The sequence below is a fragment of the Streptomyces sp. NPDC040545 genome, assembly GCF_055595065.1.
In genome coordinates, this window is record NZ_JBVIWA010000004.1 from 355,345 (window position 1) to 380,096 (window position 24,752).

Annotated in this window: 25 protein-coding genes and 1 riboswitch; of the genes, 12 read left to right on the forward strand and 13 right to left on the reverse strand. The window is 72.1% G+C overall.

Annotation, left to right across the window (positions count from 1 at the left end; translation table 11 throughout):
- Window positions 1-41 precede the first annotated feature (41 nt).
- A complete protein-coding gene (locus ACZ573_RS12065) occupies window positions 42-362 on the forward strand; it encodes a hypothetical protein (protein WP_471302493.1) in 321 nt (106 codons plus the stop codon).
- A gap of 3 nt (window positions 363-365) precedes the next feature.
- On the opposite strand, the gene ACZ573_RS12070 is transcribed toward ACZ573_RS12065, so the two are convergent.
- Complete coding sequence (locus ACZ573_RS12070; protein WP_471302496.1) at window positions 366-2,267, reverse strand: anthranilate synthase family protein; 1,902 nt, start codon at window positions 2,265-2,267, stop codon at window positions 366-368.
- Window positions 2,268-2,607: 340 nt separating this feature from the next.
- Here ACZ573_RS12070 and ACZ573_RS12075 point away from each other — a divergent pair, with 340 nt between their 5' ends.
- Entirely contained in the window at window positions 2,608-3,963 is a 1,356-nt protein-coding gene (locus ACZ573_RS12075) for a class II 3-deoxy-7-phosphoheptulonate synthase (protein WP_471302499.1), read from the forward strand.
- Between the two features lie 182 nt (window positions 3,964-4,145).
- Window positions 4,146-4,403: a (2Fe-2S)-binding protein gene (locus tag ACZ573_RS12080; protein ID WP_471302503.1), complete on the forward strand. Its 258-nt coding sequence runs from the start codon at window positions 4,146-4,148 to the stop codon at window positions 4,401-4,403.
- Window positions 4,404-4,409: 6 nt separating this feature from the next.
- On the opposite strand, the gene bfr is transcribed toward ACZ573_RS12080, so the two are convergent.
- Window positions 4,410-4,886 (reverse strand): bacterioferritin, encoded by a 477-nt coding sequence (gene bfr / locus ACZ573_RS12085; protein WP_471302506.1) that lies wholly within the window; start codon window positions 4,884-4,886, stop codon window positions 4,410-4,412.
- A gap of 173 nt (window positions 4,887-5,059) precedes the next feature.
- Between bfr and ACZ573_RS12090 the strand changes: the two genes are divergently transcribed.
- Window positions 5,060-5,692, forward strand: a complete 633-nt coding sequence (locus ACZ573_RS12090; protein WP_401341892.1) for a sulfite oxidase-like oxidoreductase — start codon at window positions 5,060-5,062, stop codon at window positions 5,690-5,692.
- A gap of 28 nt (window positions 5,693-5,720) precedes the next feature.
- Here ACZ573_RS12090 and ACZ573_RS12095 read toward each other — a convergent pair whose 3' ends face one another.
- The 6 genes from ACZ573_RS12095 to thiO all read right to left on the reverse strand — a co-directional run bounded on the left by ACZ573_RS12095 (window position 5,721) and on the right by thiO (window position 12,053).
- The gene (locus ACZ573_RS12095; RefSeq protein WP_471302509.1) at window positions 5,721-6,251 is read right to left on the reverse strand and encodes a DUF4396 domain-containing protein; all 531 of its coding nucleotides are present in this window, start codon (window positions 6,249-6,251) and stop codon (window positions 5,721-5,723) included.
- Window positions 6,252-6,342: 91 nt separating this feature from the next.
- The gene (locus ACZ573_RS12100) at window positions 6,343-7,200 is read right to left on the reverse strand and encodes a deoxyribonuclease IV (RefSeq protein ID WP_351156243.1); all 858 of its coding nucleotides are present in this window, start codon (window positions 7,198-7,200) and stop codon (window positions 6,343-6,345) included.
- A 9-nt stretch (window positions 7,201-7,209) separates the two neighbouring features.
- On the reverse strand, window positions 7,210-9,126 hold the full coding sequence (gene pknB, locus ACZ573_RS12105) for a Stk1 family PASTA domain-containing Ser/Thr kinase (protein ID WP_471302512.1): 1,917 nt from the start codon (window positions 9,124-9,126) through the stop codon (window positions 7,210-7,212).
- A gap of 751 nt (window positions 9,127-9,877) precedes the next feature.
- Window positions 9,878-10,672 carry a thiazole synthase gene (locus ACZ573_RS12110; RefSeq protein WP_314248778.1) on the reverse strand — a complete coding sequence of 265 codons (795 nt, stop codon included), beginning with the start codon at window positions 10,670-10,672 and terminating at the stop codon, window positions 9,878-9,880.
- Between the two features lie 5 nt (window positions 10,673-10,677).
- The gene (thiS, locus tag ACZ573_RS12115) at window positions 10,678-10,878 is read right to left on the reverse strand and encodes a sulfur carrier protein ThiS (RefSeq protein ID WP_189963556.1); all 201 of its coding nucleotides are present in this window, start codon (window positions 10,876-10,878) and stop codon (window positions 10,678-10,680) included.
- Window positions 10,875-12,053, reverse strand: coding sequence for a glycine oxidase ThiO (thiO, locus tag ACZ573_RS12120; protein ID WP_471302516.1), 1,179 nt, complete (start codon window positions 12,051-12,053; stop codon window positions 10,875-10,877). Before thiO ends, thiS begins: the two co-directional genes overlap by 4 nt.
- A riboswitch (TPP riboswitch) is annotated at window positions 12,051-12,162 on the reverse strand. It overlaps the preceding gene by 3 nt.
- An 81-nt stretch (window positions 12,163-12,243) precedes the next feature.
- Between thiO and ACZ573_RS12125 the strand changes: the two genes are divergently transcribed.
- From ACZ573_RS12125 to ACZ573_RS12145, 5 genes are all read left to right on the forward strand, one after another.
- The gene (locus ACZ573_RS12125; protein ID WP_471302518.1) at window positions 12,244-13,464 is read left to right on the forward strand and encodes an NAD(P)/FAD-dependent oxidoreductase; all 1,221 of its coding nucleotides are present in this window, start codon (window positions 12,244-12,246) and stop codon (window positions 13,462-13,464) included.
- 159 nt (window positions 13,465-13,623) lie between these two features.
- Entirely contained in the window at window positions 13,624-13,989 is a 366-nt protein-coding gene (locus ACZ573_RS12130; RefSeq protein WP_030724382.1) for an Rv2175c family DNA-binding protein, read from the forward strand.
- A gap of 73 nt (window positions 13,990-14,062) precedes the next feature.
- The gene (gene thiE / locus ACZ573_RS12135; RefSeq protein ID WP_471302521.1) at window positions 14,063-14,698 is read left to right on the forward strand and encodes a thiamine phosphate synthase; all 636 of its coding nucleotides are present in this window, start codon (window positions 14,063-14,065) and stop codon (window positions 14,696-14,698) included.
- 146 nt (window positions 14,699-14,844) lie between these two features.
- Window positions 14,845-15,759: a methylenetetrahydrofolate reductase [NAD(P)H] gene (metF, locus tag ACZ573_RS12140; protein ID WP_471302524.1), complete on the forward strand. Its 915-nt coding sequence runs from the start codon at window positions 14,845-14,847 to the stop codon at window positions 15,757-15,759.
- A gap of 50 nt (window positions 15,760-15,809) precedes the next feature.
- Window positions 15,810-16,688, forward strand: a complete 879-nt coding sequence (locus ACZ573_RS12145) for a hypothetical protein (protein ID WP_471302525.1) — start codon at window positions 15,810-15,812, stop codon at window positions 16,686-16,688.
- A 4-nt stretch (window positions 16,689-16,692) separates the two neighbouring features.
- Here ACZ573_RS12145 and ACZ573_RS12150 read toward each other — a convergent pair whose 3' ends face one another.
- From ACZ573_RS12150 to ACZ573_RS12170, 5 genes are all read right to left on the reverse strand, one after another.
- Window positions 16,693-18,111: a phytoene desaturase family protein gene (locus ACZ573_RS12150; RefSeq protein ID WP_471302528.1), complete on the reverse strand. Its 1,419-nt coding sequence runs from the start codon at window positions 18,109-18,111 to the stop codon at window positions 16,693-16,695.
- A 49-nt stretch (window positions 18,112-18,160) separates the two neighbouring features.
- Window positions 18,161-18,787, reverse strand: a complete 627-nt coding sequence (locus ACZ573_RS12155; RefSeq protein ID WP_471302531.1) for a DUF4126 domain-containing protein — start codon at window positions 18,785-18,787, stop codon at window positions 18,161-18,163.
- 82 nt (window positions 18,788-18,869) lie between these two features.
- Window positions 18,870-19,271, reverse strand: coding sequence for a DUF3040 domain-containing protein (locus ACZ573_RS12160; RefSeq protein WP_301371672.1), 402 nt, complete (start codon window positions 19,269-19,271; stop codon window positions 18,870-18,872).
- 294 nt (window positions 19,272-19,565) lie between these two features.
- Window positions 19,566-20,324 carry a methyltransferase gene (locus ACZ573_RS12165; RefSeq protein WP_189736241.1) on the reverse strand — a complete coding sequence of 253 codons (759 nt, stop codon included), beginning with the start codon at window positions 20,322-20,324 and terminating at the stop codon, window positions 19,566-19,568.
- A 73-nt stretch (window positions 20,325-20,397) separates the two neighbouring features.
- Window positions 20,398-20,892 (reverse strand): SAV_6107 family HEPN domain-containing protein, encoded by a 495-nt coding sequence (locus ACZ573_RS12170; RefSeq protein ID WP_471302534.1) that lies wholly within the window; start codon window positions 20,890-20,892, stop codon window positions 20,398-20,400.
- A gap of 172 nt (window positions 20,893-21,064) precedes the next feature.
- Here ACZ573_RS12170 and ACZ573_RS12175 point away from each other — a divergent pair, with 172 nt between their 5' ends.
- The 3 genes from ACZ573_RS12175 to ACZ573_RS12185 are packed head-to-tail and all read left to right on the forward strand — an operon-like array spanning window position 21,065 to window position 24,682.
- On the forward strand, window positions 21,065-21,952 hold the full coding sequence (locus tag ACZ573_RS12175) for an ATP-binding cassette domain-containing protein (RefSeq protein ID WP_471302537.1): 888 nt from the start codon (window positions 21,065-21,067) through the stop codon (window positions 21,950-21,952).
- On the forward strand, window positions 21,924-24,020 hold the full coding sequence (locus tag ACZ573_RS12180; RefSeq protein WP_471302539.1) for a YhgE/Pip family protein: 2,097 nt from the start codon (window positions 21,924-21,926) through the stop codon (window positions 24,018-24,020). Before ACZ573_RS12175 ends, ACZ573_RS12180 begins: the two co-directional genes overlap by 29 nt.
- A gap of 29 nt (window positions 24,021-24,049) precedes the next feature.
- A complete protein-coding gene (locus ACZ573_RS12185; protein ID WP_030016832.1) occupies window positions 24,050-24,682 on the forward strand; it encodes a TetR/AcrR family transcriptional regulator in 633 nt (210 codons plus the stop codon).
- Window positions 24,683-24,752: the final 70 nt, after the last annotated feature.

The window sequence follows — 24,752 nt, forward strand, 5'->3', positions numbered from 1 at the left end:
CCGTCCACGACGCGGAGCCGGGGCGGGCTTATGTTCGCACCGTGCACATACCTGACTGGATCCGGTGGATCTTCTTCGTCTTCGCCGCCGTACAACTGCTGTACGTCTACCGCGCCGCGCAGCTGGCGCGCCGGGCCGAGCCCGGCCGGCGGACGGATCCGTGGCTGGAGGCCGCCGACCACGCCACGGGCGTGGTGCTGTCCCTCGGGCTGGCCTTCGGCGCGGTCTTTGTCCTGGCGGTAGCGGCCCCGGTGCTGCTGGCGATCCTGTCGTGGCAGGGAATCCGCTCCGTCCTCGCCCGCCGGACGGCGGGGACGGCCCCCACGACCGGCGCGGGAGCCACCCCGGGCGGGGAAGCCTGAGTCCTAGGAAACCGCCCGCACCCCGGCCGTGTCCCCCGTCAGCAGCTCGCGCAGCACATCCGCGCCGCGCAGGGTGAGCACCGACTCCGGATGGAACTGGACCCCCGCGAAGCCGGCCGCGGAGCGGAGGGCGTGGACCTCGCCCGTCGCCGGATCACGGGCCACCTCCACCCCGCCGGCGGCGAGCCGCGCGGCCAGGGCGTCGTCGCAGTGCGCGGTGTACGTGTTGTAGAAGCCGACCACCTCCTCGGCCCCGAACAGATCGATCCGGGTCTGCGCCCCCTGCGCCGGTTCCGCCTTGCGGACCAGCGGGAGGCCCAGCTCGGCCGCCAGCAGCTCGTGGCCCAGGCAGACCCCGACCAGGCCGTGGCGGTGCCCGGCCAGCAGGTCGGCCGCCAGCGCGCGCAGCATCCGCATCTTGGGGTCCGCGGCCTCGGCCGGATCGCCCGGGCCGGGGCCCAGCACGATCGGGCCCTCCCAGGCCAGGGCCGCCGCCCGCAGCCCCGGGTCGTCGTAGCGGCGTACGGTCACCTCCAGCCCGGCCACCCGCAGGACGTGTGCCAGCATCGCCGTGAAGGTGTCCTCGCCGTCCACCACCAGCGCGTGTCCGGCCGGGGCCGCGGGCCGCTCCTGCATCCGCAGCCAGAACGGTGCCAGGTCCTGGCGGCGCGCCGCCAGGGCCGCCCGCACCCGCGGGTCGTCCGCCAGCCGGGCCCCCTCGAAGGCCGGGCGCGGCGCGGCCGCCCGTACCCCGAGCGCCGCCAGCACCCCCGCCGCCTTCGCATGGGTCTCCGCCACCTCGCCCGCCGGATCCGAGTGCCGCACCAGCGTGGCGCCCACCGGTACCCGCAGCGTGCCGTCCGCCGCGATGTCGGCGGTGCGGATCAGGATGGGGGAGTCGAGGGTCTGCGCCCCCGCGGGGTCCTGGCCCAGCAGGGCCAGCGCGCCCGCGTAGTAGCCGCGTCCGCCGGCCTCGTAGCGCTCGATGACGCGGCAGGCGTTCTGCACGGGGGATCCGGTGACGGTCGCGGCGAACATGGTTTCGCGCAGCACCTCGCGCACGTCCAGCGAGGACCGGCCGCGCAGCTCGTACTCGGTGTGCGCGAGGTGGGACATCTCCTTAAGCCGCGGTCCGACGACGACCCCGCCCATGTCGCCGACCGTGCACATCATCTTCAGCTCCTCGTCGACCACCATCGACAGTTCCTCGGTCTCCTTGCGGTCGCCGAGGAAGGCGAGGAGGGAGTCGGCCGTCGGCCCCCCGGCCGGATAGCGGTACGTGCCGCTGATCGGGTTCATCACGACCGTCCCCCCGGACATCCGCACGTGCACCTCGGGGCTGGCCCCGACGAGGGTCCGCTCCCCGGTGTGGACGACGTACGTCCAGTACGCGCCCCGCTCGCCCTCCAGCAGCCGCCGGAACAGCGCGAGCGCGTCGGCCCGGCCGAAGCCGCCGATGCGGCCCCCGTAGGTGCGCCGGATGACGAAGTTCGCGCCCTCGCCGCGGCCGATCTCGTCCTCGATGACCCGCCGGACGGTGGCCGCGTACTCCTCGTCGGGGACGTCGAAGCCGCCGCCGTCGACCCGCACCGGGTGGCTCGGCAGCGCGGCCAGCGCCTCGGCGAGCGGGATCTCGTACGCCTCCCCGGCGACCAGCACGCTCAGCGGCGTGCCGTCGTCGCGTACGTCGAAACCGCGCTCCCGGATCTGCCGGAAGGGGACGAGAGCGAGTGCGGGCAGCTCGCCGACGGGCAGGTCGGCGAGGTGTTCGACCTCGTGCACCTGCCCGATCAGCACCTCGACGGTGTCGTGGTCGCGGCCGGGGGTCCGTCGGCGCAGCAGGGCGAACGGCGGGCCGGCGGGGTCGAGCAGTCGGCTCAGTCGGCCGGGTCGGCTGGGGTTCATGGGGCGGAGCGTCCTTCCGGTGGGAGGAGCGGCCCCTGGGATCCGACGACGTGGTCGAAAACGCGGAAGGCCGCCCCTCGGGGCGGCCTTCGCGTCGTGCGTGTCTTCAGGTACGCGCGAGAAGTGGGCCGCCGGGAGCGGGCCACCACCAGTTCTGGTTCGAGTGCGCGTACATGGTGGGCACCTTAGCCCAGACCGCCCCCGCGGGGCAGGATCTGTCTCATGGCGTGAGCTGAACCATGGATTCCGTTCCGCCGGACGCTCGCGACCTTTGAGCTGGTTCGTCTCACGTTGTGGGCGGGGGGCTGAACGCGGCGTGTGACGCCGTAATGTGTACGAGGTGACCGTGAACGCTGAACACCAAGCCCCCGCCGCCAAGGCGACCTGGCGAGACCTTCCCGCGGCGCAGCAGCCTTCGTACCCCGATGCCGAGGCTCTGCGCGCTGTCGTCGCGGACCTCGAGTCGTATCCTCCCCTCGTTTTCGCGGGTGAGTGCGACCAGCTGCGTGCCCGTCTGGGAGCCGTCGCCAAGGGCGAGGCGTTCCTGCTCCAGGGCGGCGACTGTGCCGAGGCCTTCGACGGCGTCTCCGCCGACCACATCCGCGCCAAGCTGAAGACGCTGCTCCAGATGAGCGCCGTCCTGACGTACGCCGCCTCCGTGCCCGTCGTCAAGGTCGGCCGCATCGCGGGCCAGTACTCCAAGCCGCGCTCCAAGGACACCGAGACCCGCGACGGCGTCACCCTGCCGACCTACCGCGGCGACTCCGTCAACGGCTTCGCCTTCACCGAAGAGGCCCGGATCCCGGACCCCGAGCGGCTGAAGCGCATGTACAACGCGTCCGCCTCGACGCTCAACCTGGTGCGCGCCTTCACCACCGGTGGCTACGCCGACCTGCGCCAGGTGCACGCCTGGAACCAGGACTTCGTGAAGTCCAGCCCGTCCGGTCAGCGGTACGAGCAGCTGGCGCGCGAGATCGACAACGCGCTGAACTTCATGAAGGCGTGCGGCACCGACCCGGCCGAGTTCAAGGCCGTCGAGTTCTACGCCTCCCACGAGGCGCTGCTGCTCGACTACGAGGGCGCGCTGACCCGCACCGACTCGCGCACCGGCAAGCTGTACGACACCTCCGGCCACATGGTCTGGATCGGTGAGCGCACCCGCCAGCTGGACCACGCGCACATCGAGTTCTGCTCGCAGATCGCCAACCCGATCGGCATCAAGCTCGGCCCCACCACCACGGTGGACGAGGCGCTGACGTACATCGACCGCCTGGACCCCGAGCGTGAGCCGGGCCGGCTGACCTTCGTCGTCCGCATGGGCGCCGACAAGGTCCGCGACAAGCTCCCCGAGCTCGTCGAGAAGGTCACCGCCTCCGGCGCGACCGTCGCCTGGGTCACCGACCCGATGCACGGCAACACCTTCGAGGCGGCCTCCGGCCACAAGACGCGCCGTTTCGACGACGTGCTCGACGAGGTCAAGGGCTTCTTCGAGGTCCACAAGGCCCTCGGCACCCACCCGGGCGGCATCCACGTCGAGCTCACCGGTGACGATGTCACCGAATGCGTGGGCGGCGGCGACGAGATCTTCGTCGACGACCTGCACCAGCGCTACGAGACGGCCTGCGACCCGCGGCTCAACCGCAGCCAGTCCCTCGACCTGGCGTTCCTCGTCGCCGAGATGTACCGCGACCAGTAGGGATCACTCAGTACCTTCGTACGACAGCGGGGCGCGGATCGATGTGATCCGCGCCCCACTGTCATATCCAGGGCTTTTAGGCGACCCTAACTTTAGGTACGGTTAGGTAAGCCTCACCGAAATGGGGACGGCTCGTCGAACCGCTGAACCGCTGAACCATTCCGCCCTCGGAGGTGAACCGCGTGTACGTCTGTTCTTGCTTCGGTGTCACCGACAAGCAGGTCAAGGAGCACGCGGCTGCCGGGGCCTGCACCCCGCGCCAGATCGCCTCGGCCACCAAGGCCGGCACCGACTGCGGATCGTGCGTGCGCACCATCCAGGGCATCCTCGGCCGTGGGGCGTGCCCCCGCCGGGAGCTGCTGGAGAAGGGCCGGACGGCGGCCGTGCTCGCCGCGGAGCCGGGTACGGCCCGTTCGGCGGAGCTGGCGGAAGCGGCCTAGAGCCGGTTAGCTCGGCTGCTCGATCAGCTGCGCGATGTAGAGCGGCTCGCCCAGGGAGTCGATGAGCTCCAGCTGGGTGTCGAGGTAGTCGATGTGGTGCTCCTCGTCCTCCAGGATCTCCTCGAAGAGCCGGGCCGAGGTGATGTCACCCTTGCCGCGCATGACCTCGATGCCCCGCTTGAGCCGGTCGATGGCCTCGACCTCGACCTGGCGGTCCGCCTGGAACATCTCCGGGAGCGTCTGCCCGACGCGCACATGGAAGAGGCGCTGGTAATTCGGCAGACCGTCGAGCATCAGGATGCGCTCGGTGATCTTGTCCGCGTGCTTCATCTCGTCGATGGACTCTTCACGCGTGTACTTGGCGAGCTTGGTCCAGCCCTTGTTGTCCTGGATGCGGTAGTGCAGCCAGTACTGGTTGATGGCCGTCAGCTCGCCGGTCAGCTGCTCGTTCAGAAACTCAAGGACCTCGGGGTCGCCCTGCATCGCAGAGGCTCCTTCCAGGCAATGTCAGCTATGTGACGGGGCAGTTGCGCGCATCCTCGCACCGCCGCTGGAGGCCGTCCAGTAAGTGCCTCCTTAGTGGGAGTTACTGCGACTTGCCCGAATCGGCCGAGACCTGGTCATGACCACCCTGCCCAGTCTGTCACCATGGAGTCATGGGTCAGCCGGAAAGCCGGGAATCTCCGGGAGCAGAGCAGCTGGAGCTTCCACCGGGGCAGCGGCTTCAGAGGGGCTGGCCGGTCACCCACTACGGGCCCGTACCCAAGTTCAAGCCGGACCGCTGGGAGTTCCGCGTCTTCGGCGCGACGGCCGACGGGGGCAAGCACTGCTGGAACCACGAGGAGTTCACGGCCCTGCCGTTCGACTCCGTCGTGGCCGATCTGCACTGCGTCACGAAGTTCAGCATGCAGGGCGCCGAATGGGGCGGCGTGCTCGCCCGCGAGGTCCTCGCCCTGGCTCCCCCCGCCCCCCAGGTCACGCACGTGATGGTGTGGGCCGAGTACGGCTTCAGCTCCAACCTGCGCCTGGCCGATTTCGCCTCCGACCGGACCGTCTTCGCCACCCACGAGGGCGGTGAACTGCTCACCGCCGAGCACGGTTTCCCGGTACGGCTGGTGGTCCCGCACCTGTACGCCTGGAAGGGCCCCAAGTGGGTCCGCGGCATCGAGTACATGACCGCCGACCGCCGCGGCTTCTGGGAGGAGCGCGGCTACCACAACATCGGCGACCCGTGGCGCGAGCAGCGCTACTCCTACCAGGAGGAGCCCGGGGAGGGCCCCGAACTGTAGGGGCGCCCCGCCGCTCGGTGGTGCTCGCTCAGTGGTGGTACCGGTGCACGACCGCGTGGCCCCTGCCGCGGCCGATCATCCACTTGTTGACCGGGGTCGTGATCACGAAGGCGGCCGCCAGCGCGATCGCCAGGACGATCCAGAACAGCGGCTCCGACAGGTGCGCGTCCATCGCGCCGGGCCACAGGGCGATCACCCCGTTGTCGATCAGCTCCATGACGGCGATCGAAAGGGTGTCCGCGGCCAGCGCCACCCGGACGGCCGTACGCAGGTCGACGCCTGCGGCGAGGACCCCGCGCAGGGTGAGCGCGTAGCCGAAGAAGAACGCGAGGACGATCGCCAGGATCATCGTCGGGACGTTCCCCCAGCCCAGCGCGGTACCGATGATCATGCCGAGCACTTCGCCGATGGCGCATCCGGTGAGGCAGTGGAGGGTGGCCCGGGCGGCCGTGCCCCAGCTGACCGGGCCACCGGCGCCGTGCGCGTGTGTGTGTGCGTGGTGCTCGTGCGCGGGCCCGTGGCCGTGGTGCCCCTCGTGCCCCTCATGCGCGTGCTCCATGACAACCCCCTCGTGGGTACGCCGGGTAGCGGTCCCGTCGATATGACGGAACCGTATACCCCCCTGGGGTATTCCTCAAGGGATCGGTGGATCACTGCGGGCCGCGCAGCTCCTTCAGCAGCGCGACGTCCGCCGCGTGCCCTTCCTTGCCGCCGGGCGTCTCGGTGATCAGCGGCACGCCGTCCATCGCGGGGTGCGTGAACAGCTCCGCGAAGGCGTCCCGGCCGATGTGGCCCTGGCCGATGTTGGCGTGCCGGTCCTTGTGGGCGCCGACGCCCTCCTTGGAATCGTTCGCGTGAACCAGCTTCAGCCGGCCCTCGCCCACCGTGTCCACCAGCAGGTCCAGCATCACCTTCGTCCCGCCCGGCTCCGCCAGATCGTGACCGGCCGCGAAGATGTGGCAGGTGTCCAGGCAGATCCCCAGCTTCGGATGGTGGTCGAGCGCCTCGAAGTACGGCCCGAAGTCCCACGTGCGCGAGCACAGCGAGGAGCCCTGCCCGGCCGTGGACTCCAGCAGCAGGAACGGGTCGTCGTCATGCGTCAGCTCGTCCAGCAACGGCAGCATGTGCTCCCTGACCTGCGCGTACGCCGCCTCCCGCGGGCGGCCACCGGTCGCCGAACCGGTGTGCACGACCACCCCGAGCGCGCCGATCTCCCGGCCGCGGCGCAGCGAATGGCGCAGCGACTCCACCGACTTCTCCACGGTCGCCTCGGTGTGCGAGCCGAAATTGATCAGATACGGGGCGTGCACGTACGCCGGGATCGACTCGGCCGCGCACTCCGCCCGGAACCGTTCGTCCTGCGCCGGATTGCCGACCGGGGTGGCCCAGCCGCGCGGATTGGCGACGAAGACCTGGACGGCCTCCGCCCCCATCTCCCGGGCGTAGGTCAGGCCGACCGAGGCGAGCCCCCCGGCGACGGGGACGTGCCCGCCCACTGGATTGCGCATCACCACGGCTCACAGCCCCTTGGTCTTGATGGTGATCGTGCTGCCCTCGGGGGCGTTCTGCCCGGCCGGCACCGACTGGGTGTCGACCGTGTTGCTGAAGGAGATCAGCGGCCGGTCCACCTTCACCTTGAAGCCGGCCGCCTCCAGCGCCTTGCGGGCCGCGTCCACGTCCTGACCGGTCACGTTCGGGACCGGGATCAGCCGGGGGCCCTTGGACACGGTCAGCGTGACCGTGTCCCCGGCCGCGGCCTGGGTGCCGGCGCCGACCGACTGGTTGGCGACCGTACCGGCCGCGAACGGGGCGTTGACCTGCTCGGGAGCCATCACGACCTTGAGGCCCACGGCCTCCAGGGCCGCCTTCGCCTGGTCGGCGGGGATCCCGGTCACGCTCGGGACCGGTACCGGGCGGCCCTTGCTGACGACGAGCGAGACCGCCGTGTCCGGCGCCCGCTTCTCGCCGCCCGCCGGATTGGTGCTGATCACCGAACCCTGCGCGATGTCCTGACTGAAGGCCTGCGTCACCATGCCGGGCGCCAGCCCGGACTGCGTCAGCTCGGCGGTGGCCTCCTCCAGGGGCCGGCCCTTCAGGTTGGGCACGGCCACGACCTCGGGGCCGCGGGAGATGGTGATGGTCACCGCGTCGTTGCCGCGGATCCGCCGGCCGCCCGCGGGATCGGTGTTCATCACCGTCCCGCGTTCGAAGGCTTCGCTGAACTTCCGGTTCACCCCCTTCACCCCGAGCCCGGCCGCGGACAGCTGGGAGCGGGCCTGCTCCTCGGTCTTGCCGAGCAGGTTGGGGACCTTCGTGAACTGCCCGGAGTTGATGTACCAGACGCCGACCCCGAGCCCCAGCGCGAGCAGCACGCCCGCGATGACGAGCAGCACCCCGCGACGGGGCCGCCGCGCGGAGGCCACCGGCCGGTGCGCGGGCGGCACGGGCGGCGCCGGGGGCATCTCCAGACGGGAGGTGTGCTGCACGGGCTGCTGCGCGGACACCGGACGCGGGATCACACCCGTGCGGTCCTCGGCGGACGAGCGCTCCTCGGCGCGCGCCTGCGGGGGCAGGGCGTCCAGCTCGGCGTCGCTGAGCCGCGCGCGGGCCTCGCGGGTGAGGCCGAGCAGCGCGGCCGCGTCGTAGGGACGCAGGTCTGGATTGCGGGCGGCGGCCTGCGCTACCAGCTCGTCGAGCCCGACGGCGAGCCCCGGGACCACGGCGGACGGGGGCGGGACGTCCTCGTGCAGGTGCTGGTAGAGCACCTGCGCGGCGGTGCCGCCGAGGTGGGGCTTGGAGCCGGTGAGCATCTCGTAGAGGACGACACCGCAGGCGTAGACGTCCACGCGGGTGTCGGCGATGCCGTTCTCGATCTGCTCGGGGGCTAGGTAGGAGACGGTGCCGAGGACGGAGCCGGTGGTGTTGGTCACCGAGTCGACCGACCGCACCAGCCCGAAGTCCGCGACCTTCACCCGGCCGTCGTCCCCGATCAGGACGTTCTCGGGCTTCATGTCGCGGTGGACGAAGCCGGCCCGGTGGGCGGCGCCGAGGGCGGCGAGGACCGGTTCGAGGATGTCGAGGGCGGCCCGGGGCTGGAGCGCGCCGCGCTCGCGGAGCACGTCGCGCAGGGTGCAGCCGGAGACGTACTCCATGGCCAGGTACACGTACGGCCCGTCCGTGCCCTGGTCGAAGACGGCGACCACGTTCGGGTGCGCGAGCCGGGCGACGGACTTCGCCTCGCGGATGAACCGGTCGACGAAGGCGGCGTCGGCGGCGAGGGCCGGGTGCATCACCTTCAGCGCGAGCACGCGGTCGAGGCGGGTGTCGAGGGCCCGGTAGACCGTGGCCATGCCGCCGGCCGCGATGCGGGCGTCGATGCGGTAGCGGCCGTCGAGCACGCGCCCGACGAGGGGGTCATCCAGGGTCGTATCCACCCGGCGATTCTACGAGCCGCCACGCGGCGACCGTCCTGGGCGGGTCGCCTTGCAGCGCAGCTGTGACGTGGGGCGGGGGTGGGGGTCGGGGGCGTGGGTGGGCGGGAGCCACTTGATCGGAATCAGAGAGGCGTATGGGGGTTTCCCGTCAGTCTCATCGTCTCTCCGTGTCGGGCCGGTCCCTCAAGGGCGCTCCCTCCGGTCGCGTCGCTTCGCGATGTCGCTGCGCTCCACCCTTGACCGACCGTCCCGCCCCGGACACACGAAGACCGCCGGGAAACCCCCAAAGGAACGAGCCGGGCGATCCTTTCCAGGGACGGGCACACCAGAGACCTTCGGGTGGGTCGGGCGTGGGGGACGAACAGGAGGCGGGGCCGATCACAGCCGCCCTGCCGTGTCGGGGGAGGCGCGTCCGATCGCTACGCGCTCCTCATCTCTCAGCGTCCACAGGCCGTCCTGGGCTGGACATCGGCCGCCCACGACCCGCCGGCGCTTCTCGGTCACGCGTCCGACGGCCGGCCGGGGCCGTCGCGACGGGGTGCCGGCTGATTCCTCCGCTATGCCGTCGTGGATACGGGTCAACGCGGGACCGACACCACAAGGCGAGGTGCAGATAGGGGCAATTGGGGCAAATTACCCCCATATGTATGTCTGATTCCGACCATGTGGCTCCCGCCTGCCGGAGCCGCCCCTTCGTCATCCGGCTCCGCCCGGTCGGCTCCCGCCCCCCGAAGCCCCGCCCCGCCCCGCCTCAGAACGCCGGCCGCTCCGGGTCCAGGGTGGCGCGGCCTTCCGTGGGGGAGGAGGCCTCGGCGAAGCGGCGTTGGGGGATGCGGCCCGCGCGGAAGGCGAGGCGGCCCGCCGAGACGGCGTCGCGCATGGCCGACGCCATGAGGACCGGCTCCTGTGCGCGGGTCACCGCCGAGGCCAGCATCACCGCCGCGCAGCCCAGTTCCATCGCCAGGGCCGCGTCCGACGCCGTGCCCGCGCCCGCGTCCAGGATGACCGGGACGGACGCGCGCTCCGTGATCAGCTCGAAGTTGTGCGGGTTGCGGATGCCCATGCCGGATCCGATGGGGGACCCGAGCGGCATGATCGCCGCGCAGCCCACGTCCTCCAGCTTGCGTGCGAGCACCGGGTCGTCGTTGGTGTACGGGAGGACCGTGAAGCCCTCGTCCACCAGGATCTCGGCGGCGTCCAGCAGCTCGACGCCGTCCGGCAGGAGGGTCCGTTCGTCCGCGACCACCTCCAGCTTGATCCAGTCCGTGCCGAGCGCCTCCCGGGCCAGCCGGGCCGTGAGGACGGCCTCGCCCGCCGTGAAGCAGCCCGCCGTGTTGGGGAGGACCGAGATGCCGAGCTTGGTCAGCACGGACAGGACGGAGCCCTGGACCGTGGGGTCCAGCCGCCGCATCGCGACCGTGGTGAGTTCGGTACCGGACGCGACAAGGGCGCGTTCCAGGACGTCCAGGCTCGGGGCCCCGCCCGTGCCCATGATCAGGCGGGAGGTGAAGGTCCGCCCGCCGAGGGTGAAGAGGTCGTCCGCCATGCCGCTCAGCCCCCCTGTACCGCGGTGAGGATCTCTACCCGGTCGCCGTCGCCCACGACGGTGGCCGGCCACTGCCCGCGCGGGACCACGGTCTCGTTGAGTGCGGCGGCGACGCCGGAGGGGGCGGTGGTCAGGGTGGCGACCACCGTGTCGAGGGTGGCGCCGGCCGCGACCTCGCGCGGCTCGCCGTTGACGGAGATGGTCATGCGTACGACTCCTGACGTGCGGCGGAGAACCGGCGGGGGGTGAAGGGGCGCGCGATCTCCGGCAGTTCGCCGGTGGCCAGCAGCTCGGCGAGGACTTCGCCGGTGAGCGGGGTCAGCAGCACCCCGTTGCGGTAGTGCCCGGTGGCCAGGTGCAGGCCCGGCAGGTCGGTCGGGCCGAGCAGCGGGGCGTTGTCGGGGGATCCGGGGCGCAGTCCCGCCCGGGTCTCGGTGAGCGGGAGTTCGGTGATGCCGGGGGCCAGTTCGTGGGCGTCGCGCAGGAGTTCGTAGACTCCGCCCGCGGTGACGGTGGTGTCCCAGCCGAGTTCCTCGCTGGTGGCGCCGACGACGAGTTCGCCGTTCTTCCGCGGCACCAGGTAGACGTGGCTGCCGCGTACGACGGCCCGTACGGTCCGCGACAGGAACGGCGCGTACGCCGCCGGGACCGTGAGCCGCAGGACCTGTCCCTTGACCGGCCGCACGGGGGCCACGACCTCCGGCGGTACGCCCGCCAGCCGGCCGGTGAACGAGCCCGCGGCGAGGACCACCTGGTCGGCGAGCAGTTCCGTGCCGTCGTCGAGGAGGGCGCCGGTCGCCCGGTCGGCGGTGGTGAGCAGCCGCTCCGCGCCGGTCCGGTGGATGGTCACGCCGGCGCGTTCGCAGGCGGCCAGCAGGGCGGCCGCGAGCCGGCGGGGATCGACCTGGTGGTCGCCGTCGACGCGCAGGCCGCCGCGTACGCCCGGGGCGAGCATGGGTTCCAGGCGGCGGCACTCGCGGCCGGTGAGCCACTCGGACTCCAGGCCGCAGCGGCGCTGCAGGGCGTGCAGTTCGCGCAGGTGGAGGCGGTCGTCGGAGTCGAGGGCGACGGCGAGGGTGCCGCAGGCGCGGTAGCCGATGTCCAGGCCGCCGCTGGCTTCGGCGAGCTCGGCGGCGAACTGCGGATAGCGTGCGGCGGAGGCGAGGCCGAGGCCCAGCAGGGCTTCCTCGCCGTAGTGCAGTTCGGTGACGGGGGCGAGCATGCCGGCCGCGACCTGTGCGGCGCCGCCGCCGGGTGCCGGGTCGGCGAGTACGGTGCCCAGGCCGCGCGCGGCGGCCCGCCAGGCGGTGACCAGGCCGATGATTCCGCCCCCGATGACGAGGACGTCGGATCCCTTCCGAGATGTTCGGGATGAGTGCATGGGCGTCCAGCCCCTCCCTTCGCCGGCATGACCCGGATCAGGTTCGTACGGTCGGAGGCCGGCCAGCCTCCCTCTCAGCCCGGTGCGCCGGACTCCCGCGATAGGTACGGTGGCCAGACTAACCCGGCGGTGGACGGCGGGTAAGGCGACACCTATTCCTGACGGAGCGTCAGGTGATTAGGGTGGCGGCGTGAGCGAGCAGACGGAACAGAATCAGCACGGCGTCGTGATCGTCGGCGCCGGAATGGCCGGGGTGCAGACCGCGGTCGCCCTGCGCGAACAGGGCTACACCGGCCCCGTGACCCTGCTGGGAGCCGAACCCCACCAGCCCTACGACCGGCCCCCGCTGTCCAAGGCGGTACTCCTCGGCAAGGCCGAGGACTCCGCCTTCGACGTGGACTTTGAAGGCCTCGACATCGACCTCAGGCTCGGCATCGAGGTCACCGGACTGCGCGCCGCAGTCCACGAGCTGGACACCGAGGCCGGACCGGTCCCGTACGGGATCCTCGTACTGGCGACCGGCGCGCAGCCGCTGACCCTCCCCGGGACCGAGGGCGTCCCCGGCGTCCACCTGCTGCGCACCCTGGACGACGCGGCCCGGCTGCGCCCGGTGCTGGCCGCGTCGCCCCGGGCCGTGGTCGTCGGCGCGGGCTGGATCGGCGCCGAGTTCGCCACCGCCGCCCGGGAGGCGGGCTGCGAGGTCACCGTGGTCGAGGCCGCGGACCGGGTGCTGGCGGGGGCGCTGCCCGCCGAGGTCACCGAGCCGATGGCGCGCTGGTACCAGGAGGCGGGCGCGGAGCTGATCACCGGGGCGAAGGTCGCCGGGGTCGAGGAGGGGCGGGTCCTGCTGGCGGACGGGCGGACCCTGCCCGCCGGCGCGGTGGTGGTGGGCATCGGCGCGCGCCCCGCCACCGCATGGCTGGACGGGACCGGCGTGGAGCGCGGCCCCGACGGCTCGGTCACCGCGGACGCGTACCTGCGGACCTCGCTGCCCGGGGTGTACGCGGTCGGCGACTGCGCCTCCTTCCCGTCCGGGCGGTACGGGACGCGGCTGCTCGTGCACCACTGGGACAACGCGCTCCAGGGGCCGCGGACGGTCGCGGCGAACATCCTGGCCGGGGAGCCGGCCCAGGTCTACGACCCGGTGCCGTACTTCTGGTCGGAGCAGTTCGGGCGCTTCGTCCAGTACGCCGGACACCACGGCGGGGCCGACACCCTGCTCCTGCGCGGTGACCCGGCCGGTCCCGCCTGGTCGGTGTGCTGGCTGAAGGACGGCGCGCTCGTCGCCGTTCTGGCCGTGGGCCGCCCCCGTGACCTGGCGCAGGGCCGCCGCCTGATCGAGACGGGGGTGCCCGTCGACCCCGCCAAGGTCTCCGACCCCGCGGTCCCCCTCAAGTCGGCCACGGCCTGACGGCCGCCGGGGCTCCGCCCGGACCCCGCGCCTCGAACGCCGGCGAGGCCGGCTTTCGGCCCCTGAGGCGCGGTCCGGGGCGGATCCCCGGCACGGACCGCGACCCGGACGGGGCTGCTCAGGTACCGGCGGCGGAGCCGAGATGGCAGGCTTGTGCCTGTGACCGAGATTGACGCAAAGATCGATGCCCTTGTCCCCTCGTGGCTGTACCTCCCCGACATCGCGGAGATGCTGAACATCGAGGTGACCCGGGTCCGCCAGATGGTCAAGGAAGGGCAGCTCATCGCCGTCCGCCGGGGCGAGAACCGCTCCCTGCAGGTTCCGGCCCCCTTCATCGACGGCGACAAGGTCGTCAAGGGCCTCGTCGGCCTGCTGACCGTGCTGCGCGACGACCGTTTCACCGAGGAGGAGATCCTCGAATGGCTCTTCACCGAGGATCCGACCCTGCCCGGCACCCCCGTGCAGGCGCTGAGCGAGAATCGCGGCACGGAGGTGAAGCGCCGCGCTCAGGCGCTCGCCCTGTGACCTGATCGCCTTCGCTCCACAGCGGTGTACGGGCCGCGGCCCGTACACCGCATCCATCACGGGGGGTACACCCATGCAGCTGTCCGACGCCCGGCTCTACCTCTGCACGGACGCCCGCAAGCGCCAGGGTGACCTCCCGGCATTCCTCGACGCCGTCCTGTCCTCGGGCGTGGACATCGTCCAGCTCCGCGACAAGGGCATGGAGGCGGGCGAGGAGCTCGAACACCTCCAGGTCTTCGCCGAGGCCGCCCGCCGCCACGGCAAGCTCCTGGCCGTGAACGACCGCGCCGACGTCGCCCACGCCATCGGCTCCGACGTCCTGCACCTCGGCCAGGGCGACATCCCCGTCCCCGCGGCCCGCGCCGTCCTCGGCGAGCAGGTGCTGATCGGCCGGTCCTGCCACGCCGAGGGCGAGGTCGACGCGGCCGTCGCCGAAGCCGGCGTGGACTACTTCTGCACCGGCCCCTGCTGGCCCACCCCCACCAAGCCCGGCCGCCACGCCCCGGGCCTGGACCTGGTCCGGTACGCGGCCTCCCTGGAGCAGGACCGTCCCTGGTTCGCCATCGGCGGCATCGACGGCTCGAACCTGGACCAGGTGCTGGACGCCGGCGCCACCCGCATCGTGGTCGTCCGCGCCCTGACCGAAGCCACCGACCCGGGCGCGGCCGCCGCGGAACTCGCCAAGCGGGTCCGGGCCCGCCTCGGCTGAGTCGCGTCCGACCGGCCGGCCGACGGGCGGTCGCGTTACCCCGTACGGACGCCTTCCGGCCAGAGCGGGCCCTCCAAGTGTCCAAAAACGTGTCCAAAAGGCGGACAAGGCTTCGGTGTCCGCCGGGCCGCGTCTAACCTGCCCACATGGCCTCTGGTACCGCTTCCACCTGGTCGGATCGTGCACACACGGTCCGCGACCTCCTTGCGTCCGGGCGCTCGTACTCCTTCGAGTTCTGGGCTCCGAAGACGGAGAAGGGCGAACGCAACCTCTGGAACGCCCTGCGCCGGGTCGAGGCGGTATCCCCCAGCTTTGTCTCCGTGACCTACGGAGCCGGCGGCTCCACCCGCGGCGGCACCGTCAAGGCCACCCAGGAAATCGCCGCGGACACCACCCTCACCCCCGTCGCGCACCTCACCGCCGTGGACCACTCGGTCGCCGAGCTGCGCAATGTCATCGGGCAGTTCGCGGACGCCGGGATCCGGAACATGCTCGTCGTGCGCGGAGACCCGCCGGGCGACCCGATGGGCGAGTGGCTGGCGCACCCCGAGGGCGTGCACTACGCCGCCGACCTGGTCCGGCTGGTCAAGGAGTCCGGCGACTTCTGCGTCGGCGTCGCCGCCTTCCCCGAGATGCACCCGCGCTCGACGGACTGGGACACGGACATCCGGCACTTCGTGGACAAGTGCCATGCCGGTGCCGACTATGCGATCACCCAGATGTTCTTCGATCCGGAGAATTATCTGCGGCTGCGCGACAGCGTCGAGAAGGCGGGCTGCGAGACCCCGATCATCCCCGAGGTCATGCCTGTTGTGGGTATCAAGCAGCTCGACCGACTGCCCCAGCTCAGCAACGCGGTCTTCCCCGCGGACGTGAAAGAGCGCATGCTCGCCGTCAAGGACGACCCGGCCGCTGTACGCTCCATTGGCATCGAGTTCGCCACGGAGTTCTGCGCGCGACTGCTGTCCGAGGGTGTCCCGGGGCTGCACTTCATCACGCTCAACAATTCCACGGCGACTCTCGAAATCTACGAGAACCTGGGCCTGCACCAGCGGGCCTGAGCGGCCGCCCCCCGTTCCCGCGCCGGCGGCCGTACCGAGAGGGGCCATGCATGGGAATGACGGTCCTCTACATCGCGTTCGGTTTCGTCGCGCTGTGGCTGCTTGCCGAGGTCCTGATGCAGTACAAGGCCCGGCTCCGCTGGCGCCTGCTCGCCTTCGCCGGCTTCCTCGGCGTGGTCGCCGGGGTGATACTGCCGTCGGTGCCGGTCATCGGCGCCGGCGCGCTCGCGTTCGCCGTGGGCCAGACCCTGGTGACGCTGTCCTTCCGCAAGGGCTTCGTCGCCGGCTGGGCGCTGCGCCGCGGCGGGAAGCCCGTACGGCAGACGCGCCGCCGCCGGGCCGCGGGCACCAAGCAGGAGCCGGCCCTCCAGGTCACCGCGCTGCAGTACGAGGACGCAGACGCAGACGCCGGCACCGACGGCGCCGGGGACGGGGCCGCGCAGGAGCGCTCGTTCCGCGAGGCGCCCCCGGTGGTCTACAGCCCGGAGCCGGTGCCCGAGGACACCGGGTCCTACGGGATACAGAGTCTCGCGCCCGAGGCCGAACGGACGGCGGCCTTCGCCTCGCCGTTCACCACGGCCGAGCAGGACGCCCACCAGTACGCGGCGTACTACGACCAGCAGAACCAGGGCGGCTACGACTACTCGGGCGGCTACCCGACGGGCGATCAGCAGCAGGTCTACGCCGCCTACTCGGACCCGTACATCGGCACCGGCGGCGGCGTCGTCCCGCCCCAGCCGTACGACTACACCCCGTACGCCGACTACGGACAGCAGCAGTACTCCACGGACACCCCGCCCGGCGGCGTCTGGGTCCCGCAGCAGCGGTCCACCGACGGGGCCGGCCAGGCCTACCCGATGGAGGACCAGGGCGAGCAGCAGCAGTACCCGTACCCCCAGCAGGGCGGGTACGAGCAGTACCGCTACTGACGGCTCACTGCGAGCCGCGGAACTCCGCGCCCTCCACGATCAGTCCGGCCACCAGGGCCCCGGTCATCCCGGCGTGCGCCAGCCCGCCGCCGGGGTGGGCCCAGCCGCCCGCCAGGTAGAGCCCGGGCACGGCCGTGGTGTTGGCCGGCTGGAGCAGCCGGCCCCCGGCCCCCGCGAGGGCGGGCGGGGGCACCGCGCCGCCCAGCGCACCGGTCGCCGCCTCGATGTCGGCCGGGGTGCGCACCTCGTGCCACAACAGCCTCTCCCGCAGCCCCTGTACGGCCTTCTCGGCGAGGTTCAGCAGCTCGGCGGGGTCCGAGGTCCCGGGCCCGGGCACGGCGCTCACGGTGACCGCCTCGTGCTCCTCGTCGGGCCGGGTGGCCGGATCGTCCGGGCGCATGACGGTGACCTGCGCCCCGGAGGCGTGCACCAGGGTGCGGTGTACGGCGGTGACAGGGCGGGGGCCGCGCAGCGCGAGCAGGAGCGTGATCCGCCCCGGTACGCCCTCCCCGCGGGCAGGGACCGCGTCCGGCGGCCACGGCAGGGAACCGGCCGGCAGCTGCCGGGGGTCGATCCCGCACACGACGGTGTCGGCGGCCGCCTCGGTGCCGTCGGCCAGCCGCAGACCGGCCGCCCGGCCGCCCGTGACCAGGACCTCCCGGACCTCCGCCCCGAAGACGAAGGCGACCTTGCGCTCCAGGCAGCGCTCGTACACGGCGGTCGCCAGGGCCCGCATCCCGCCGCGCACGTACCAGCTGCCGAAGGTCTGTTCCATGTACGGGAGCACGGCCGCCGAGGCCGGTGCGGTGGCGGGGTCGATCCCGTACCCCCGCACCAGGCCGGTCAGCAGCTCCGCGAGGGCGCCGCCCAGCTCCCGGTCGGCCACCTCGGCGAGGGTCGGCGTACGGCGGCGCAGGAGGCCGCTCCGGCGCACGGCCGGGTAGGGGTCGCCGCCCAGGCTCTGCCGGGCGGCGGGCCGCAGCGGCTCCTCCAGCAGCGGGCGCCGGGTGGCGTCCCAGGCGTCGCGGGCGCGGCCCAGGGCGGCGTTCCAGCGCTCGCCCGCGCCCGGGCCGAAGGCGGATTCCAGGGCGGCGGCGACACCGCCGTGGGAGGCGCCGGGGAGGGCGATGTCGATGCCGTGGTGGGGGAGGACGTGCCGGACGGCCGGGTCCACCTGGACCATGTCGACGCAGGTCTCCAGCGGCCGCTTGCCGGTCTTCACGAAGAGATCGCGGTAGACGGCCGGCAGGTGCAGCAGGCCGGGCCCGGTGTCGAAGGCGAAGCCCTCGCGCTCGTAGCGGCCCACGGCTCCGCCGTAGGTCGTCCCGCGTTCGTACACCGTCACCTGGTGCCCCGCCACGGCCAGCCGGGCCGCCGTAGCCATCGCGCCCATGCCGGCGCCGATCACCGCAATTCGTGCCATGCGGCCGAGCCTATCGACCCCCGTGCCGGCCCCCGTGGTGACCCTGTGGTCAGCGGGGTGGGGCCCCGGTGGTCGCGCGGGCCCCGGCGGCCATCCGCTTCTCCTCGCGGCGCTGGGCGCGGCGGCGCAGGAAGCGGCGGATCCGGCTCCAGAGGAAGAACAGTATGGCCAGCCCGATGGCCAGCAGCACGGCCGCGATGATCGCGGCGGCCTCGGGATTGAACATCGCGAAGGTGACGAGCCCGGCCACGCCGAGGTCCTCGGCGATGCTCATCCCCACATTGGTGAAGGGCTCGGGCGAGGTGTTGATCGCCATCCGGGTGCCCGCCTTGACGAAATGACTGGCCAGCGCTGTGGAGCCGCCGACCGCGGCCGCGGTGATCTCGGGGAGCGAGCCGGTCTGCCCGGCCAGCAGCGCACCGATCACCGCACCGGACGCCGGCCGGATCACCGTGTGGGCGGTGTCCCATATCGAGTCCATGTACGGGACCTTGTCGGCGATCGCCTCGCACAGGAACAGCACCGCCGCGACGATCAGCACGTCCGTGCGCTGCAGGGAGGCGGGGACGTCGTCGGTGAGGCCGGTGCGGCCGAAGATGCCGAGCAGGAGGACCACGGCGTAAGCGTTGATCCCACTGGCCCAGCCGCTGGTGAAGACCAGGGGGAGCACACTCATCGGATCATCATGCCGTACGGGAACACAGAAAAGTGAGGGGACGGCCGCACGGCGGCCATCCCCTCACCCACGTTGTGCGGAGCTAGTGCCCCTGCTCGTCACGGCGGCGCTGCCACCGTTCCTCGATACGGGTCATCATCGACCGACGCTGCCGGTTCCGGCCACGGGCCGGACCGCCAGTACTTCCGGAGACGGGCTGCTCGCCAGGCTTGGGTGCCTTGCGCCAACCGGTGACCACCAGGACCGTACATCCCAGCATGACGAGGAAACCCACCACGCTGATCCAGAGCACGTTCGGAATGATCACACCGGTCATGAGGAGCGCGATACCCACCACAATGCCTGCGACTGCCTGGTAGACCCGTCGCCGGGTGTACGTACGCAGTCCGCTTCCCTCAAGCGCTGTCGCGAACTTGGGATCTTCGGCGTACAGCGCTCGCTCCATCTGCTCGAGCATTCGCTGCTCGTGCTCCGAGAGCGGCACGGGAGTCCTCCTCATCCGTCGGTCGCGGGGGGTAGCGACCAGGGGTCCCCTTCAGGATAGGCGGGGAATCGCCCCCGTGACACCCGCCCTCTACGCCGCGTTCCAAATGGGCGCGGCCCAGAAATGACGCAGCCGGTGAAAGCGCTGCGTGAAAACCGTACCGCCGCGGGGGCGGTCACTGAGGCGCTTATTCCCCAATGGTCCGTCCACCATGCCGGTCTTGCACCTGATCATACGGGGCCGACCGGCGGATCGGAGGGTGTGTGGCCGACTCCGCGCGAGGAAGGTCGCAGTTCAGGCTTGCTTCTCACCCAGGACGTGCAGCTGGGTGGCGACCGCGTGGAAGGCGGGCAGCTCGGCGGCGGCCTCCTCCAGGCGCAGCAGCGCCTCCACGGCGCCGGGCTCGGTGTCCACCAGGACCCCGGGCACGAGGTCGGCGAAGATCCGCACGCCGTGCACCGCCCCGACCGCGAGGCCGGCGCCGCCGACCAGCTCGGAGAGCTGCTCGGCGGTGAAGCGGCGCGGTACCGGGTCGCCGGAGCCCCAGCGGCCGGCCGGGTCGGTGAGGGCGGTACGGGCCTCCGTGAAGTGCCCGGCCAGGGCGCGGGCCAGCACGGCCCCGCCGAGGCCGGCGGCCAGCAGGCTGAGCGTGCCGCCGGCCCGCAGCGCGGCCACCGTGTTGGCCACGCCCTCCGCGGGGTCGTCCACGTACTCCAGCACGCCGTGGCAGAGCACCACGTCGTAGGCGTCCTGCTCGACGACGTCCAACAGGCCCTGGGCGTCGCCCTGGACGCCGCGCACCAGATCGGCGACACCGGCCTCGGCCACCCGGCGCTCCAGCCCGAACAGCGCGTTCGGGCTGGGGTCGACCACGGTGACCCGGTGGCCCAGACGGGCCACCGGCACGGCGAACTTGCCGGTGCCGCCACCGGTGTCGAGCACGTCCAGCACATCCCGCCCGGTCGCCTTCACCCGGCGGTCGAGCGCCTCCTTGAGGACCTCCCACACCACGGCGGTGCGGAGGGAGGCACGGGGGCGGGAAGTGTCCGACACGGCTGATGGCTCCTCGGCGCGGTAAAGGGTGAGCGGTCCTGGCCCACCCTATTGCCTTCCGCCGCCGGGCAGCTCATCCCGCGTCCGGATGCTCCGGACGTGGTTGCGGCAGGGTCTTCTCCAGGGGTTGGGGCGCCGTCCGGACGGTGAGCATCCGCTCCACCAGGCGAAGGAACATCGAGGCCGCCCGCACCAGATCGTCCGCGTCCCGGCGGCTCGCCGCGTCCGCTATCCCCGCCTCGGCCCTGGCCCGGCGCGCGGCGCCGGAGGCGAAGAGGGCGCTCCACTCGGCCAGCTCCGGCGCTATCTCGGGCAGCACCTCCCACGCGCTGCGGATCCGGGGCCGCCGCCGCGGGTTCACCGGTTCGGGCCGGGCGCGCGCGGCGAGCACGGCCGCGGCGGTGCGCAGCGCGGCGAGGTGGGCGGTGGCGTAGCGCTCGTTGGGGCGGGTCAGCCGGGCTGCCTCGGCCAGGCCGCTGTGGGCCTTGGCGAGCAGGTCGAGGGCGGCCGGTGGGGCTGTCGACCTGCGCAGGACGGGGTGGACAGGGGACGGGGACGGTGTGGCCATGACGAACCTCCTGTCGATGCGTTGCCCCCATCGTGACGTGCCCCACTGACAATTGCGCTGACCTGGGCTTTTACGGTCACGAACCGGGCAACTCCCCCCTCCTGCGCACCTGATGCGAAGAACGATGCTAGTTTTTGAACTGACCGGTCAGTTCAAAAAGAAGGAGGACGGCGTGGACAGCCCGCACGGCGCGGCCGTCAAGGCCGAGGACTTCGGACTCGAGGGCCCGCGAGGCTGGGCCTTCCGGGGAGTCGGTATCGACGCGGCGCCCGGCTCGCTCATCGCGGTCGAAGGCCCCTCCGGCAGTGGTCGTACCTGCCTGCTCCTCGCCCTCACCGGGCGGATGAAGCCCACCCGGGGCCACGCCGAGGTCGGCGGTCACCGGCTGCCGAAGCGGATGACAGCGGTCCGCCGGATCGCCGCACTCGGCCCGGTCACCGGGGTCAACGAGCTCGACCAGGCCCTCACCGTCGCGGAACAGCTGCGCGAGGGCGCCCTGCTCCAGCGCCACTACGGCGCTCCCGTCCGCGCGATGCTGCGGCCCCGGGCCGAGCGCCGCGCCGCCGCAGAGGCGCGGATCGCCGCCGCCCTGGAGGCCGCCGGACTCGACCTCGCCACGCTGCCCAAGGGCGAACGGACCTCTGTACGGGACCTGGAACGCCTGGAGTCCGTACGGCTGTCCGTCGCCATCGCGCTGCTGGGCTCCCCGGGACTGCTGGCCCTCGACGACCTCGACCTCAAGCTGTCGGACACCGAACGCGCCGAGGCCTGGGACCTGCTCCGCTCGGTCGCCGCCCGCGGGATCACCGTCCTCGCGGTGTGCAGCGAGGCGCCCGCCGACGCAGTCGTCCTGCGGACCTCCCCCAAGGAGCCGGACGCGCCGGACGCGCCCGCCGTCGCGCAGAGCGACGCCGACGTGGACGCCGACGTGGACGCGGACGCCGACAGCGGCTCCGAGACCGACACGAAGCACGGCACCGAGCACGACACCACGAGCGATTCCGAGAACGACGACACGAAGGGGGCGGACGATGCGCTCGCCGAAGCTGGCCGCGCTTGAGCTGAAGCGGTTCGGGCGGGGGAAGCTGCCCCGGGCCGCTCTCGTCGCGCTGCTCCTGCTGCCACTGCTCTACGGAGCCCTGTACCTGTGGTCCTTCTGGGACCCGTACAAGCGGCTCGACCAGGTGCCCGTCGCCATCGTCAACTCCGACAAGGGCACGACCGTCGACGGCAAGCGCCTCGACGCCGGCACCGAGATCGCCGAGAAGCTGCACGCCAGCAAGAAGTCCTTCGACTGGCGCTATGCGAGCGCCGAGGAGGCGGCCAAGGGTCTGGAGGACGGTACGTACTACCTGACCCTGACCCTGCCCGAGGACTTCAGCGCGAAGATCGCCTCCAGCTCCGGCGAGGACCCCACCACCGGGGCGCTCCAGGTCCGCACGAACGACGCCAACAACTACATCGTCGGCTCGATCTCGCGCTCCGTCTTCGCCGAGGTCCGCTCCGCGGCGTCCGCCAACGCCTCCCGCGGCTTCCTCGACAAGATCTTCGTCAACTTCTCCGACCTGCACGACAAGACCGCGGAGGCGGCCGACGGCGCCGACAAGATCAAGGACGGTGCGGGCAAGGCCCAGGAAGGCGCCAAGGAGCTCGCCGACGGCCTCGACACGGCGCAGGAGAAGTCCGGCGAGCTCAACAGCGGCCTGCAGAAGCTGAACACGGCGGCCGGCAAGCTGGAGACCGGCTCCAAGGACGTCGCGGACGGTACGCAGGCGGTGGCCGACAAGGTCAACGGGGCCGCGGACAAGGCCCGCCCCTTCGTCAAGGACCCCAAGAACCTGGCCGACACCGCCGAGCTGGTCGCCGACACCGCGAAGGTCGTCCGCGATCACCTGGACAAATTCACCGAGAAGGCCCCGGCCGCCGCCGCTGCCGCCAAGAAGGCGGCCACCGTTGCCGACACCTACTACACCAAGCACTGCGTGACCCCCGGCGGCGAACCGCACCTGGCCTCCTGCCCCGACCTGAAGACGGTCCGGGACAGCACGGCCCAGGCCGCCGAGCTCAGCGGGGACGTCAGTGTCCTGGCCAAGAACGCCAGCGGCGACCTCACCAAACTCCGCACCCAGCTCACCGACCTGGAGAACAAGGCCCGCGTGCTCGTCGACAAGGCCCCGCAGCTCGCGGGCGACCTCGACGCGGCCGTCGCCAAGGTCAACGCCCTCAACGACGGTGCCCACAAGGTGTCCGCGGGCATGGCCAAGCTGCACACCGGCCTCGGCTCCGCCACCACCGGCTCCGGCGCCCTCACCGACGGCGTCGGCAAGCTCGGCGACGGCGCCCACCAGCTCGACGGCGGCATGTACAAGCTCGTCGACGGCACCGGCGAGCTCGCCGGCGGCCTGCACGAGGGCGCCGGCAAGATCCCCGACTACGACCAGCAGCAGCGCGACCAGCGCACCCAGGTCATGGCCGACCCGATCCAGCTCGCCAACCAGTCCCTGCACAAGGCGCCCAACTACGGCACCGGCTTCGCGCCCTACTTCATCCCGCTCTCCCTCTGGGTCGGCTCGATGGTCGCCTACATGCTGATCGCCCCGCTGAACCGGCGGGCCCTGGCCGCCGGTGCCTCGCCCTGGCGGGTCGCCCTCGCCGGCTGGCTGCCCGTGGCGGGCCTCGGCACGGCGCAGGTGGCCCTGCTGATGTCCGTACTGCACTGGGCGCCCGGCCTCGGCCTGAAGATGGCCCACCCGGCCCTGACCATCGGCTTCCTGATGCTGGTCACCGGCTGCTTCGCGGCGATCGTCCAGTGGCTCAACGCCAAGTTCGGCGCCGCCGGCCGCATCCTGGTGCTGGCCGTCCTGATGCTTCAGCTGACCTCGGCGGGCGGCACCTACCCCGTGCAGACCAGCCCGGACTTCTTCAACTGGATCCACCCGTACCTGCCGATGTCGTACATCGTCGAGAGCCTGCGCCGCCTCATCACCGGTGGCGACCTCACCCCTGTCTGGCAGGGGAGCGCGGTCCTGCTGGCCTTCACCGCCGGCGCCCTCGCCCTCACCGCGCTCGCCGCCCGCGGCAAGCAGGTGTGGACCATGGACCGACTGCACCCGGAACTGAGCCTGTAGGGACGTGTTGACCTGTGACAATCAGCGCCATGGAAAGCAGCAGCACCGGTACGGGTACCGGCGGGGGCCGTCGTGCGATCACCCGGCAGAAGCTCTACGAAGCGGCCGTCACCCTGATCGCCGAGCAGGGCTTCTCCGCGACCACGGTCGATGAGATCGCCGAGCGGGCGGGCGTCGCGAAAGGCACGGTCTACTACAACTTCGCGAGCAAGAACGAGCTCTTCGAGGAGCTGCTGCGGCACGGCGTCGGCCTGCTGACGGTCTCCCTGCGGACGGCGGCCGAGGAGACGGAGGCCCGCGGCGGCAGCCGTGTCGAGGCGCTCGACGCCATGATCCGCGCGGGGCTCGTCTTCATCGACCGGTACCCGGCCTTCACCCAGCTGTACGTCGCCGAGCTGTGGCGCACCAACCGCGCGTGGCAGTCCACGCTGATGGTGGTCCGGCAGGAGGCGGTGGCCGTCGTGGAGAAGGTGCTGCGCGAGGGCGTCGAACGCGGTGAGCTGAGCGCCGAGATCGATGTGCCGCTCACGGCGGCCGCGATGGTCGGGATGGTGCTGGTGGCCGCCCTGGACTGGCAGTCCTTCCAGAGCGAGCGGTCCCTGGACGACGTGCACTCGGCGCTGTCGCTGCTGCTGCGGGGCCGGGTCAGCGGCAACCGCTGAGTCCCGGCGCGCCGGCACCCCCCAGTCGGCGGTGCCGCGCGGGCGCGCCGACCCGTAGAACTGGTGGGGC